The organism is Prosthecobacter sp. (assembly GCF_044226605.1).
GTDB lineage: Bacteria > Verrucomicrobiota > Verrucomicrobiia > Verrucomicrobiales > Verrucomicrobiaceae > Prosthecobacter.
The window spans coordinates 100,665-113,062 of the sequence record NZ_JBGAGS010000001.1; the positions used below are offsets into that span (position 1 = coordinate 100,665).

Annotated in this window: 12 protein-coding genes; 6 read left to right on the forward strand and 6 right to left on the reverse strand. The window is 60.4% G+C overall.

The features are described 5' to 3' along the window. The first annotated feature begins 5 nt into the window (after nt 1-5). Entirely contained in the window at nt 6-1,301 is a 1,296-nt protein-coding gene (locus tag ACILSO_RS00335; RefSeq protein ID WP_395735368.1) for a DUF1501 domain-containing protein, read from the forward strand. A 255-nt stretch (nt 1,302-1,556) separates the two neighbouring features. Here ACILSO_RS00335 and ACILSO_RS00340 read toward each other — a convergent pair whose 3' ends face one another. Beyond that, on the reverse strand, nt 1,557-2,636 hold the full coding sequence (locus ACILSO_RS00340) for a hypothetical protein (protein ID WP_395735369.1): 1,080 nt from the start codon (nt 2,634-2,636) through the stop codon (nt 1,557-1,559). Nucleotides 2,637-2,813: 177 nt separating this feature from the next. On the opposite strand from ACILSO_RS00340, the gene xseB reads away from it, so the two are divergent. The 3 genes from xseB (at nt 2,814) to ACILSO_RS00355 (ending at nt 6,743) form a co-directional block, all read left to right on the forward strand. After that, a complete protein-coding gene (xseB, locus tag ACILSO_RS00345; RefSeq protein ID WP_395735370.1) occupies nt 2,814-3,161 on the forward strand; it encodes an exodeoxyribonuclease VII small subunit in 348 nt (115 codons plus the stop codon). A gap of 5 nt (nt 3,162-3,166) precedes the next feature. Beyond that, on the forward strand, nt 3,167-5,059 hold the full coding sequence (dxs, locus tag ACILSO_RS00350) for a 1-deoxy-D-xylulose-5-phosphate synthase (RefSeq protein WP_395735371.1): 1,893 nt from the start codon (nt 3,167-3,169) through the stop codon (nt 5,057-5,059). A 343-nt stretch (nt 5,060-5,402) separates the two neighbouring features. Further along, nucleotides 5,403-6,743 (forward strand): SUMF1/EgtB/PvdO family nonheme iron enzyme, encoded by a 1,341-nt coding sequence (locus ACILSO_RS00355; RefSeq protein ID WP_395735710.1) that lies wholly within the window; start codon nt 5,403-5,405, stop codon nt 6,741-6,743. Between the two features lie 15 nt (nt 6,744-6,758). On the opposite strand, the gene ACILSO_RS00360 is transcribed toward ACILSO_RS00355, so the two are convergent. The 3 genes from ACILSO_RS00360 to scpB are packed head-to-tail and all read right to left on the reverse strand — an operon-like array spanning nt 6,759 to nt 9,202. Then, complete coding sequence (locus tag ACILSO_RS00360) at nt 6,759-7,361, reverse strand: CAP domain-containing protein (RefSeq protein WP_395735372.1); 603 nt, start codon at nt 7,359-7,361, stop codon at nt 6,759-6,761. Between the two features lie 17 nt (nt 7,362-7,378). Then, complete coding sequence (locus ACILSO_RS00365; RefSeq protein ID WP_395735373.1) at nt 7,379-8,464, reverse strand: bifunctional chorismate mutase/prephenate dehydratase; 1,086 nt, start codon at nt 8,462-8,464, stop codon at nt 7,379-7,381. Nucleotides 8,465-8,491: 27 nt separating this feature from the next. Continuing rightward, the gene (scpB, locus tag ACILSO_RS00370) at nt 8,492-9,202 is read right to left on the reverse strand and encodes an SMC-Scp complex subunit ScpB (protein ID WP_395735374.1); all 711 of its coding nucleotides are present in this window, start codon (nt 9,200-9,202) and stop codon (nt 8,492-8,494) included. 93 nt (nt 9,203-9,295) lie between these two features. Between scpB and ACILSO_RS00375 the strand changes: the two genes are divergently transcribed. Further along, complete coding sequence (locus ACILSO_RS00375) at nt 9,296-10,531, forward strand: hypothetical protein (protein ID WP_395735375.1); 1,236 nt, start codon at nt 9,296-9,298, stop codon at nt 10,529-10,531. On the opposite strand, the gene ACILSO_RS00380 is transcribed toward ACILSO_RS00375, so the two are convergent. Both ACILSO_RS00380 and ACILSO_RS00385 read right to left on the reverse strand, forming a co-directional pair. Next, on the reverse strand, nt 10,528-10,944 hold the full coding sequence (locus ACILSO_RS00380; RefSeq protein WP_395735376.1) for a cupin domain-containing protein: 417 nt from the start codon (nt 10,942-10,944) through the stop codon (nt 10,528-10,530). The genes ACILSO_RS00375 and ACILSO_RS00380 overlap by 4 nt on opposite strands. A gap of 137 nt (nt 10,945-11,081) precedes the next feature. Continuing rightward, a complete protein-coding gene (locus ACILSO_RS00385) occupies nt 11,082-11,342 on the reverse strand; it encodes a hypothetical protein (RefSeq protein WP_395735377.1) in 261 nt (86 codons plus the stop codon). Nucleotides 11,343-11,391: 49 nt separating this feature from the next. Between ACILSO_RS00385 and ACILSO_RS00390 the strand changes: the two genes are divergently transcribed. Continuing rightward, on the forward strand, nt 11,392-12,354 hold the full coding sequence (locus ACILSO_RS00390; RefSeq protein WP_395735378.1) for a phosphoglycerate dehydrogenase: 963 nt from the start codon (nt 11,392-11,394) through the stop codon (nt 12,352-12,354). The last annotated feature ends 44 nt before the right edge of the window (nt 12,355-12,398 follow it).

The following is a 12,398-nucleotide window of genomic DNA, read 5'->3' on the forward strand; positions in this document are numbered from 1 at the left end:
CACCTATGAAATCCGAACTTAACAAGCTCAACCCCATCGCTCGTCGTGACTTCATGATGCGCACCGCCCAGGCCGCTCTCGGCGTGACAGTCATGCCAGCCTTGAATCTGGCTGCTGCTCCCACCACCGGCGCCGGCACCCCCGGCTTCGGCAAGGCCAAGAACGTCATCTTCCTCTGGATGGGCGGCGGCATGACTCACATCGACACCTGGGATCCCAAGGACGGCCCAACCAAAGGCCCGACTGATCCCATCAAGGCGAATTCGGGTTCCGGCAACATGGACCGCCTCGGCGGCACCATGGTGAAGATGGCCAAGGTGGCCAACAAGTTTTCCATCATCCGCTCCATGAGCTCCAAGACGGGCGTGCATGATCAGGGCACCTACGTCATGAAGACGGGCTATGAGCCTCGCGGCACCATCGTCCATCCTTGCATTGGCGCCTGGGCCTCCCACTTCCTGGGTCGTATCAAGGGACCAACCCTCCCGGACAGCGTCGTCGTCAACAGCGGCAATGCCTTCCCTGGCGCGGGCTTCTTCCCCACCACGATGAGCCCCATCCCGATCTCCAATCCGGAGTCCGGCCTGCAGAACATCAAGCCCACCACTTCTGACGATCAGTTCAAGAAGCGTCTGTCCCTGACCGACGAGTTCGACACCTCCTTCCGCAAGAAGTTCCAGTCGGACGATGTGAAGTCCTACTCCGAGTTCTACGACGAAACCGTCAAGCTCATGAAGAGCGAAGACCTCAAGGCCTTCGATCTTAGCCAGGAGCCTGCCGACCTTCGCGCCAAGTATGGCCGCAACAACTTCGGCCAGGGTGCCCTCCTTGCCCGTCGTCTGGTCCAGGCCGGCGTGCGCTTCGTCGAAGTTCAGTCCGGCGGCTGGGACATGCACAACACCATCGACACGGCGCTCGGCAATACCGCCGCCACGATGGACAATGTCTTCGCCACCCTGATCGAAGACCTTGAAAGCCACGGCCTGCTTTCCTCCACGCTCATCGTCATGGGCTCCGAGTTCGGCCGCACCCCTGACATCAACGAGAACGATGGTCGTGACCATTATCCTCTCGCTTACTCCACCGTCTTCGCAGGCGGCGGCGTCAAGGGCGGCTTCGTCTACGGTGCCACCGACAAGGAAGGCCGTCGTGTCGCTGACAAGCAGTGCACACCGCAGGACTTCCAGGCCACCATCGGCCACGCCATGGGCCTTCCTGTGGACGAAGTGGTCATGTCCCCCTCCAACCGTCCGTTCACGGTCGGCGACAAGGGCGTGCCTGTCCTCGACATCTTCGCGTAATCCCGCGCAGAATCATCTCTTCAACGAGAACACCCGGTCGCAAGACCGGGTGTTTTTTTATGCCCTGCAGTTCCCCGGGTCAGACTTCGTTCGACCCGCAGGTCAAGCTCCGGTTCCGCAGGTGGAGTTTCGGCTCTGAAGGCAGAGCCTAGCTACGAAGATAGAGCTTCAGTTCCGAAGGGAGGGCGCCTGGTCCTCCAAGCGCAGCCTGACTTCTCCCGGTCCTCCGAATGCCCCGCCACTCCCGCAAAAAGATCACCGCCGCCTGCGCGGCCAGCACCAAAGTCCCGCCGCCACCAGCAAAAGCACCGGGCATCCCGGCTCCGGCACCGGCGTCACCGCAAAGTTAAAATCGTCAAAACTGTGGATGTAGCTTACCGCGCCGTTGTCCAGCGAACCACCCCGTAGATCCCACTGCAGGCCAGTCAATGCACCGCTTGCCACGCCAAGGCCCTGATTCGTCAAGACATCCACGTTGCCTGAAAGCAGCGAGCTGTTGTCATTGTACGCGTTGACCGCCAGACCTGCTGTGTTGTCAGCGGTGTTCAGCATCACGGTGATTTCTGAGTAGCCGGCGCTGCCCATCTGATACGGCGTGAGCTGCCACGCGCCGCCGTTCAGGCGATACTCCAGCCAGTTGTCTCCCGTGTAGCCAACCTCAAAGACCGGCTTGTTCGCCGCATCCATCAGCGACAGCCCAAACAGGTTGCCGGTGTCAGGATCATCCCAGTCCGAAGGCTTCACCCAAAACGACATCTGAATCAGCGCTGCCGTCGTGCTCGCAGGATCGATCCCGCCCAGATCGCGCGAATCCAGGCTGTAGAGATAGCTCAAATTTTGATCCGACGCCTGCAGGTTCAAGGTCTGCGATCCCCCGTGCGGCATGGTGTTGCGGTAGGCCACGATCGAATCCCGCGCAAACTGGCTCCCATAGTAGTAGGGCGCATTGGCGTCTTCATTGAGCCGCCCTCCGCTCAAGGCCTGCCATAATCCGGTATTGTCTGCGATATCCGCCGCAGCCCCGCCCGGACCGCCGTTGTTCGTCCCAAACTGCCCCGCGTTGTAACGCGTCACGTCTGGTCCATTGGTGCCATCGCTGAAGTTATTGGGGTAGGCACCCCACGGCACTACTCCCGTGAACCCACCCACCGGGTTGTTGCTGAAATAGAACTGCGCATCTCCGGCAAATGCTCCCGAGGCAATCTGCCCGTTGAGCGGTATTCGGTAGCCATCCTGCTCCTCAAATCCGCCCAAATAGGCTTCGGCGTCTGGGGAGCAGACCAAGGCTCCGAAGAGGCAAGCGAGGAGATTGAATCTGGGTACGGTTTTCTTCACGGACTAAGACTTACCTTAGTCGCCCTGAATATAATTTCAATAATTATTGAATTATTCCATAGGTTGTCAATCTCACTTGGCGCAGCTTTCCACACCCGGCTTTTCCTGCTTGCGGCCACCTGCGAAGCCCTGATAATGGCCGCCCTTCCCCGCCTTTATTGGCACCCCTGTTGTCCCATGAGCAAACCCTCCCCTCAGTCTGATGAACCTTCCTTCGAAGACGCCATGCAGCGTCTGGATGAGATCGTCGCTGGGATGGAGGATGGCCAGCTTTCGCTGGAGGAAATGATTTCGAGCTACGAGGACGGCGTCCGCCTACTCAAGCTCTGCCGTCAGCGAATTGACGGCGCACGCCGCCGCGTGGACCTTATCAGCGCCGATCTGGAAGGTGGCAAAGCCTCGCTCACTTCATTTGACGATGGCGATGATAACGACGACAGCGCCGAAGACACCGACAAGCCCCGCCCTCCAGCCCGCCGCCGTAAAAACGCCGAGACAGAAGGTGGCGAAATCCGACTTTTTTAAGACCTGTGGATACCCAACTGCCTGACATCAACTCCCCTGCCGACCTCAAAGCCCTCCCGCTTGAGAAACTGCCTCTTCTTGCCGAGAAAATCCGCAAGACTCTCATCGAGACCCTCAGCCAGACCGGCGGGCACCTCGGCCCCAATCTCGGTGTCGTGGAGCTGACCATCGCCCTGCATCGCGTCTTTGACACCCCCAAGGACCGCTTCGTCTTCGACGTCGCTCATCAAGGCTATGTCCACAAGATGCTCACCGGCCGCTGGGATCGCATCCACACCATCCGCCAGCACGACGGTCTGAACGGTTTCCTCCTCCGCACAGAAAGTGAACACGACTGCTACGGCGCAGGCCATGCAGGCACTGCCCTTTCCGCCGCCCTTGGCATGGCCACCGGCCGCGACCTTGCTGGTGGAGACGAGAATGTCGTCTGCGTCGCCGGAGACGCCGCCTTCACCTGCGGCCCTGTGTTCGAAGCGATGAACAACGTCGCTGCTCACACCAAGCGCCTGATCTGCGTTCTCAACGACAACGAGTGGTCCATCGACCGCAACGTCGGCGCCATTGCCAAGTACTTCAACACCATCGCCACCAGCCCGGCCTACGCCAACCTTCACCAGAAGGCCGGCAAGCTTCTGGAGTTCATGCTAGGCGAAGACGTGCGCCGCATCGCCAAAAAAGTCGAGGACCACGCCAAGAACATTCTCCTTCCCCAGAGCCAGACCCCGTCCAACCGCAGCTCCCTCTTCGACGAATTCGGCATCCGCTACTACGGCCCCATTGACGGCCACAACATCCCCCTCCTCATCCAGACTTTTGAGTTCCTCAAAACCCAGGATGAACCGGTGATCCTCCACATCATCACCGAAAAAGGCCGCGGCTACACCCCTGCCCTGAACGACCCGGGCAAATTCCACGGCCTCGGCAAATACACCGTCGAAACTGGCGAAACCCCCGCCAGCGACAAGCCGACCTACTCCCAGGTTTTCGCCCGCAGCGTCACCGACTTCGCCAAGGAAGACAAAAAGATCGTAGCCATCACCGGTGCCATGCCCGGCGGCACCGGCCTCAGCGTCTTCAAAAAAGAAATCCCCGAACGCTACTTCGATGTCGGCATCGCCGAAGAACACGCCGCCCTCTTTGCCTGCGGCCTTGCCACCCGTGGCCTGAAGCCCTTCCTGACGATCTATTCCACCTTCATGCAGCGTGCGTTTGACATGATCGTGCATGACATGGCCATTCAAAACCTCCCCGTGCGCCTGTGCATGGACCGAGGCGGCCTCAGCGGTGACGACGGCCCCACGCACCACGGCCTCTTTGACATCGCCTACCTCCGCGGCATCCCCGGCATCGTCCATATGCAGCCCCGCAACGAGGATGAATTCGTGGACATGCTCTGGACGATGGCCCAGTACGAGAGCGGCCCCATCGCCATCCGCTATCCCCGTGGCAACGGCCCCGGCATCCTGCCCAAAGGCAAACCGGTACGCCTTGAGATTGGCAAGGCCGAAGTCGTCGCTGACGGCAACGACGTCGCCCTCATCGCGCTCGGCGACATGTTCCCGGTGGCCGAGGCCGCGAAGAAAGAGCTCGAAGCCAAAGGCTTGTCCGTGGCCCTTATCAATCCTCGGTGGATCAAGCCTCTCGACATGGACTGCTTCACCTCTTACGCCAAAAAGGTGAAAGTGGTCTGCACGCTGGAAGACCACGTTCTCCGCAATGGCTTCGGCGCGGGCGTCATCGAGCAACTCAGCGACGCGGGCATCCAAACACCGGTGGTTCGCATCGGCTGGCCTGACCAGTTCGTCGAGCACGGCACTCCTTCCGTTCTCCGCAAGAAGCATGGCCTCAGCGTCGAGAATACGGTCGCAAAGGTGCTTGGTGCGCTGGGCCGGAAGTAATGTGATAAGACAACTTGTCTTGGAGCATGGACTTCCAAAGCCGGCAAAACCATGGCACTTTTCGCTCGTAGTTCTCATGCAAAGCGCCATGCCTTGTCAGCCTTAGTTTCAGTCCACTGACGGGAAGCTGGCGCAGGCCATGAATAGTGGTCCGCCATTCCCATCCTTTCTGCACTCGTCCATCGTCATGCTTACTTCAGATGATGAAGCTGCCTCTACACCCACCCAAGACTCGGGTGAGGCAGATCATCATCGGCAGGATTCGTGCAGCATTGAAGAAAAATTGGTTGGGGATGTCGCACCCACGGAAGAAAGGGAAAGGCCTTTTCACTCCCGGCCATCAATGCGTAACAGGCGGGCTCGACCGTTGCCGCCCTGGATTTTCGGAACGAGCCTGGTGGCAGCAGCGGCAATAGGTTATCTGGTTGGGATTAACAGAGGGCCGCAGCAAGTGACGAGTATTGCTCCTGCCCCAGCCACGGCTGTTGAACATGCTCCTACCCGGGTGCCAGCTCCTATCCCAACTGCTACTCCAACTCCAGTTTCCGCTGCAGCGGCAGTTCCCGCCGCTGCACCCGTTTCCGCCGTGGCAGCAGCTCCCGCCCCTGCACCGGTTTCTGCCCCGACACCAATTTCCGCTTCTGCGCCCGTTCCCGCCCCAGCTCCAGTTCCTGCCCCAGCTCCAGTTACCGCCCCAGCTCCAGTTACCGCCCCTGCACCGGTTTCCGCTTCGGCACCCGTTCACGCTTTTGCCCCTGTTCCTGCCCCAGCATCTGGTCCCACTTCTGCACCCGTTTCCACCCCAGCACCAGTTCCCATCCCTGCACCGTTACCCTCCAAGCCGGTCGAGACGGAGCTGGTGTCTCTGAAAGGCGGGGTTTTTTTGATGGGAGATACGCTGGATCATATGACAGATGCCCGGCCTCACAAAGTCAGCGTTTCCGCGTTCATGATCGCCAAGTACGAAGTCACCTTGGAGCTATGGGACAGGGTCATGCTGTGGGGCAGGAAACATGGTTATCCGGACATTCCCGCCGGCACCGGCAAAGCGCTAAAACACCCCGCTTATGGCATGAAGTGGGGCGATGCCGTCAAATGGTGCAATGCGCTGAGTGAAATGGAAGGGCTCACGCCGTGTTATTATGCCGAGGCCAGCCGGCAGAACGTGGTTCGCAGCGGCATGGCAGACGTGGGTAACCAGCAGGTCAACTGGAAGGCCAACGGCTATCGCCTGCCCACCGAGGCGGAGTGGGAGTTCGCCGCCCGAGGCGGCCGGGAGGGCATGCGTTTCCCGTGGGGCAATGAGATCACGCAGGAACAGGCCAACTACCACGGATCTCCCTCCATTCCGTATGACAAAAGCGGGCGCTCGGGAGTGTCCGCAGCCGCCCTCAGCAGCCCCCCCTACACCGTAGGTACAGGCACGTTTCAGCCCAACCGTTTCGGCCTTTATGACATGATCGGAAACGTGGCGGAGTGGTGCTGGGATTTTTATGAACCCAAGTATGGCGCCACTCTACAGCTGACCAACAACCCGCATGGTCCGGACATGGGCAAAGCCTGCGTCATCCGCGGCGGCAGCTGGCGACACACAGCCGACGACGCACGCTGCGCGAGTCGTTTCAGCCTGGCAGGGGACCGGCCGGCGGCCTACGTAGGCTTTCGTCTGGCGCGAAGCCACTGACTCTCCGCCCAGCTTTTACGGCACGACCGACGCAAAGTTCTGCGTGGCATAGATGTGGAATTGGGCGCAGGTGCAGGGATGCACACCACAGCCTAGGAAAACCAGGTTGCGGTTCAGAATGGTCGCCCTGTGGCTGGCTGAGTTCATCCACAGCCTCACGATCTCATCCGCGAAAGCCAGGTAGGTCAGACCGTTCGAGGTGCGCATGGCGATGTTCTCAGCCCGCTCCCCACTTTTCACGCCCCAGGCCTCCATGCGCTGCCATGGCGTGCGTTTTGCGGGATCATGCGGATTCTCATGAGAGAAAAACTTTCCCGCTGCCATCTCCCGCGAGTGCTCATACGCGCATGCTCTCAGAGCGAGCGAAGTCTGGAACGGGGGCAGCCTGTTCTTCTCCCGCTCCGTATTGGTCGCGTAAAAAATCGCCGCGCTCAGCAGTCCCAGATCCATTTTCTCACGCTCCATCACCTGCAGCACCGGCGGATGGAGGCGAAACGTCTCGGGCGTGAAACGCGCATAGTCTTCTGTTGTCCACGGAGCGGCCTTTTCCACAGGTTTCGCCGGCTCTTCCGCTCCCAACGGCAGCATGAGAACGAGCAGGAGCAGGAGCAAACGCATCACAGGAGTTTCATGGCTTACCGTTCCTCAACCCACCCCGGAGCAGGGTAGCTGCCAAGGACTTTGACCTGGACCGCGATGCCTTCGATTTCGAGGGCGGAGATGGCCTGCTTGAGAGTGCTGTCCGAATGGTGCCCGCTGATCTCCAGGAAAAAGCGTGCCTCGGCACCGCTCGCCGTGGGACGGTTTTCGATCTGCCGCACGTTTACATTGCGGGAGGCAAATACCTGCAGCACTTCCATCAGCGCTCCCACCCGATCCTTGGAATGGATCATCAGCATCGTGTTGTCATTGCCAGATGGCGGTCCGGAGCGACGGCCGAGGATGATGAAGCGGGTCTGCGTGGCGTATTCGCGAGGCGAAGTGGCGATGACGCGCAGATCGTGCAGTTCCGCGCTCAAGGGCGTGCCCAGAGCCGCCACCGTGGGATTCTGCGCCGCAAGCGAGGCCGCGGCACTGGAGCTGGCAGACTCGATGAGCCTGGCACCCGGGAAGCTCTGTGCCAGCCAAGGGCGGCAGTGGGCCAGCATCTGCGCCCGGCCATGGATCTCGGTGATCGTGCTGTGCGGCCCCTGCGCCATCACGGCGGCATCCGCCTTCCACAAAATCTCCGCATAAATCTGCAGCGCGCTGTCAGCCAGATGATCCAGCGTGTGATGCACCGCCCCCTCAGTGGAGTGCTCGATGGGCAGCACGCCATAATCCGCCGTCTGCGTGGCCACGCAGCCAAACACGCCTTCGGTGCTGGCTTCCGCGAGGTATTCCACACAGTGACCAAATTTGTTCACCGCCGCCTGGTGCGTCCATGAACCGGTGGGGCCGAGGTAGGCAATCTTGAGGCTGTCTTCCAAAGCCAGCGCCGCACTCATGATCTCGCGATAGATCGCGCGGATCGCACGCTCGGTGAGGCGGCCGTTTTGCGCCCGATTGATCTCCGCCAGCTTGCGCAGCAGCTTGTCCTCACGGCCCGGCACATAGATGTCCAGGTCGTCCTTGCGTTTGATCTCGCCCACCGCGTGCACCAGCTCGGCACGTTCGTTCAGCAGACGCAGCAGCTGCTGATCGATGCTGTCGATCTTGATGCGCACTTCTTCGAGGGACATGGGCCGCTGGAGAAAAAAAGGGGTGGTTTAGGACGCGTCTGCCGCGGCAGGGGCCACGGGAGCCAGGGAGAGCTGGTGCTCCTGCGGCTGATCGGAGGCGGGGGCTGATTCCTCGGCAGTCGGCAGCTTCACACGGCGGAGTTCGGAAGCATTTGGCATGTCATCGAGACTACGAACACCAAAATGATCGAGGAAGGCTTCTGTGGTGCCATACAGCAGCGGGCGGCCAGGGAGGTCGGCACGGCCTTCGATTTTCATCAAGCCGCGGTCGATAAGCTGCTGCACCATCGCATCCACCGAAACACCACGCACGGCTTCGATCCCGGCTTTCGTAATGGGCTGGCGGTAGGCCACGATGGCGAGAGTCTCTAGCGCCGGCTGGCTGAGGCGCTGCACTTTTTTCCCGGGGTAAAGAGCGCGACACCACTCGGCGTATTCGCCACGGGCGGCGATGCGCCAGCCATTGGCGCGCTCCACAAGGGTAAACGCGTGCTTCTCCGCCGCATAGCGGGCGATCAGTTCGTCCAAAATGCCACGCACCTGCTCCTCCGTTGTTTCAGCCAGAGGTGCCACCCATTCCGGGATTTGCATCTGCGGCTTTCCATCCTCGCCGGCAGACTCTGCGGCGGCATCCAGAATGTCCTTCGCCGTTTCTTTCACGGCGGCACACATCTGCGGCACGCCCAGGGGCTCCTGGGTGGCAAAAAGAAGGGCTTCGACGATCGAGATCAGTTCCATGGCGCGGACGGGCAATCTCAAGCGAGCCAGAGGGGAGAGTCAAGCCGTGCCTTACTCTTGACAATCCCGCCCGAACGGCGCTCTCATGCAGGCATGGCCCTGCGTCTGGACACCGCCATCATTCGTGGCGAAATCGACAACACCACCCGTGGCAACGTGCGCGGCAAGCTCTGGCTGGTCGGCCGGGAAGACCCCGTCATCATCGATCTGAGGGGCGACGCCTGGCGCGACGTGGCTGGTTGCAAAGTGATTTTTACCAATCCCAATCCCGCGCGGCAGTCCGCCGCCGCCACCCTGCAGACAAAGCAGAAGGGGCATGTGGGCGACATCACGGCCTCCCGCAAAGTGAAGGTTCACACGGCGCCGGAGGAGCAGGAGACGGCCTCCGGTGACGAGGATGAAGACCTCGTCGGACCAGCGTCCGCCTGGCACAATTCTCTGTACATCGAATGGTTTTCCGCAGAGAACGGCCGCGTTTTTATCGAGACCACGGACTTTAACGTCAGCATCTCTGCATGGGTGTGGGAAATGGACGAGGCGCAGGAGGATGCGCAAAAGATGAGCAATCTCCACGCCATGCGCGAGTGGCTGGCGGGCATCATTCAACGCCCCGAGCCGAAAGATGACGACGGGGAATTTGATGACAGCGAGGAATCCTGGGAAGATTCTCTCAAGCAGTCCGACCGTCTCACCGACGCGAACATGGAAGCCATCGACAAATACGGCATCGAGGGCATGCATGATGACCGCATCGCCTTCGTCATGGGCTGGGACCACATGCTTGGCGGCAGCCGGGATCGCGAATCCGAGGCGGACGATGATGAAGACGGGGACGATGCGGGCGAAGCCTGGAAAGAAGATCTTGAAGGGATGCCTGAAACCGCCGCCCTCCAGGACGAACTCGCTGGCGAGGATTTCGAAGAGTTGCTGGAAAAGGAGGACCAGGAAGCCCACCCGCTGCAAACCATGGCCCGTGACTTTGTGATACGTCTGCTGACGGAGCTCCCGGAGGAACGCACTGAAAATGCCGCCACGAGCGATGGAAACACGGCGCTGGACCGATTCATTCGCAATTCCATGAACATCAGCGGGAAGCTGGCCGGAGCGCTCGGGATGGAGGATTTCGACGGATCATTCCACACCGGCCATACGCTGGCCATATTGCGCCGCTGCCTCAACTGGGCCAATGAGGCTTTCGCGGCCCTGAACGAGCTGATGGAGGATGCGGCATGGAGCGACAAGCAGGATTTGCTCAACGAATTCCGCGGCGAACTCTTTGCCATCCGCGACGGCATCAATGATTTGCGCAAGCAACTGCGCGGAGACTAGGCCTGCCGCAGGGACTTCCAAGGCTCTTCTTCGCTGTGATCCACGAGACCGGGCTCGTCAGCCTTGGCCGGAGAGAGAATGGCGAGGAAGACGAGCATTTCGTCCCCCACGTTCCAGGTGCCATGGATTTCTCCCATGGGAATGAAGGCGGTGTCACCAGGGCCCAGGATTTTTTTCTGCTGGCCAACCCACTGCTCGGCTTTGCCGGCGATGACATAGATCAACTCCTCGCGGGTGGGGTGGGAATGAAAAGGATGGCTGCGCCCTGGCTCCATGTTGGCCCGCACCATCATGAGGTGCTCATTGTTCACGATATCCCCGCGGCAGATCCATTCCTCCAGCGTCCATGGGGAAAGAAAGTCGATTTTTTCGGCTGAGGTGACGAAACGGCGGCTGGCGATGGCGTCGGACATGGTGGCGTGACCGTAGCGTGGTCCGCGCCAGCCATCAAGCCGGGTGATACACGTCGGACTATCCGAACACCACACCAATGGTCCTTCTCCCTCCGTACCTCCGTGATCACGAAACAGGGAGGAGGAGAAAGAATTATTCAGTACGTGAACAGGTCCTTCACTCCCCACGGGCGCTCCAATTCCACGCCTTTTTGCTTTAAGAGCAGATTCAGGGCATCTGCCATGCGCTGTTTCATGTGCTTGGTCAGGCGGCGGCCTTTGCGGGCGCGCTGGACGGCCTTGTGGGTCATGGGCTCCGTGCTGGCAGTCACGAGGTCGTGATTTCCCAGTTCATGCTCGGTCATGATCCCGTCCAGAGGCTGCACACCCAAGTTGCGCTCGATTTCGTCTTGTCCCATGTTCACTCTCTGCTTCCGCAAACCGACCTCTGCAATCTGAATTCCAGCCATGCGCATCCTTCTCACCACCACCAGCTATCAGGACACCCCCGGCGAACACCACGCACTGCTCGCCGCACAAGGCTATGAGGTGCACCGCGAACGTGGCCCCCTGCCTGAAAGCCGCATGCTGGAACTGGCTGGCGACTTTGATGCCTTCCTCTGCGGCGACGACGAGATCACCCGCGCTGTTTTGGACAAAGCCCTGCCCCGCCTTCGCGTCATCTCCAAATACGGCATCGGCCTGGACAAGATCGATGTGGCGGCCTGCACCGAGAAAAAACTGCCTGTGCTTTTCACTCCGGGCGTGAACCACACCACCGTGGCAGAGCACACGTTCTGCCTGCTGCTGGCCCTGGTGCGCAATCTCGTCGATTCCGCCAACGCCGTGCGCAACGGGCAGTGGAAGCGCGTCACCGGCCATGAAATCTGGAACAAGACCATCGGTATCGTGGGCCTGGGCCGCATCGGCCAGGAAGTCGCCAAGCGCGCCACCGCCTTTGGCATGAACATCCATGCGATGGACCTGCCCCAGTACTGGCCCAAAGCCTTTGCGGACGTTCACGGCATCACCCAGCACGAGCAGATCGAAACGATGCTGCCGCACATCGACGTCCTCAGCCTTCATGCGAACCTCAGCGAAAGCACGCGCAACCTCGTCAACGATGAACGTCTGAAACTGGCGAAGCCAGAGCTGCTCGTGGTGAACACCTCCCGTGCGGAACTCGTTCACATGCCTGACATGATTGCCGCGCTGGATGAAGGCAAAGTGGGCGGATACGCCACTGACGTGCTCGATGTGGAGCCGCCTCCTGCCGACCACCCGCTGCTCAAGCACCCCAAGGCGCTGATCACCCCGCACATCGGCTCACGCACCTATGAAAGCGTGCCGCGTCAGGCGATGCGTGCCACGCTGAATCTGGTAAACTTTCTCAAGGGAGAGAAGGACGTGATTCAGGCGAACAAGTGGTGAAGGCAAACCGCGATCCTTTCTTACATCCAAACTGCCAGCCGGCT